At 43.9% G+C, this 1014-nt stretch carries 2 protein-coding genes; both read right to left on the bottom strand.

Annotation, left to right across the window (positions count from 1 at the left end; translation table 11 throughout):
- Window positions 1-31: 31 nt before the first annotated feature.
- Window positions 32-334 carry a hypothetical protein gene (locus tag F6K51_RS38210; RefSeq protein ID WP_293031616.1) on the bottom strand — a complete coding sequence of 101 codons (303 nt, stop codon included), beginning with the start codon at window positions 332-334 and terminating at the stop codon, window positions 32-34.
- A gap of 177 nt (window positions 335-511) precedes the next feature.
- The gene (locus tag F6K51_RS38900) at window positions 512-775 is read right to left on the bottom strand and encodes a transposase (RefSeq protein WP_365940700.1); all 264 of its coding nucleotides are present in this window, start codon (window positions 773-775) and stop codon (window positions 512-514) included.
- Window positions 776-1014 lie beyond the last annotated feature (239 nt).

The raw sequence follows: 1014 nt of genomic DNA, 5'->3' as shown, positions 1-1014 counted from the left end.
CATCGAAGTTAAGGGTAGAGCAGAAACCAAACTAAAATTTCATTAACTTAGACATACTCTTGGTATAGTTCTTTCCCAAATCCTTAATCCAACCATTTTTCTTTTTACGATTGGACTTCTCATGGCGATCCTTATAGACCTTACTTGCCTCATCGAGACGCTTTGCTTGTTTAAACACAGCCTTCTCAATAGGCTTTAAACCTGCTGCCTGCTTCTTCTTCTTCTTTTTCTTGCTCCTCTTACTTGAAGACCCAGACAAGAAATCAGGTGTGCCTCCAAAATCCTCTTCACTGCGTAGAATGACAGCGCTCTTAACTCCCTCACTATCAGCCATAACGTTTAGGTTCCTAGATTGATTTAACTACTACAGTTGATTCTATCGCATAAAACATCACTGATCAACAATTAAAGCTGATTTGTAAACAAAACCTCAACAAGCCAGTCGGCGAGTCATTAAATTGGCGATGCGGGCAAAGACCGACGCTACGCGAGCGCCACACTGGAGTCTTCTTCACCTCCCATTTGTTATCGGAGTGGATGACGCAATTGGCCATGGATTCTCAGCCCATACCCAAAGCGGTTGCCATTTACGGAAATAACCATAGACCCTTGGGTGAGGTAAAAAGTCATGGTGCAGCATGTTCAACTGGGATCCACTACGCTGCACATAGCAGATCCCGTTGATCATCTCGCGCAAGTTTACCCTCCTCAGATGCCCAAATCCCTTCGGCTTCGGTATAAGCGGTCGCAACACTCCCCATTCTACATCACTCATATCACTTGGATAGGGTTGGCGGTGATGATTGGAGATTTGAGGCAAACGACTCATGGATATAGGGTTCAACTCGTCTTCTGTTTCAGATTACAAGTCACTCAGCCAGGCTTCGAGTTAGCTTTAGATTTTCTTTACAAATCAGCTCTTCAACTGACGTGAGTAGTGAAAGTGCATCATTTCTTCATAGTAAGACTTCAGGTCAACGGTTTTAACCTCTCCCACTGTTCAAAACTTCACGT

It is taken from the genome of Moorena sp. SIO3I8 (genome assembly GCF_010692325.1).
Lineage (GTDB): Bacteria > Cyanobacteriota > Cyanobacteriia > Cyanobacteriales > Coleofasciculaceae > Moorena.
The sequence above is the reverse complement of the archived record's forward strand: the minus strand, read 5'-3'. Positions and strand labels throughout refer to the sequence as shown.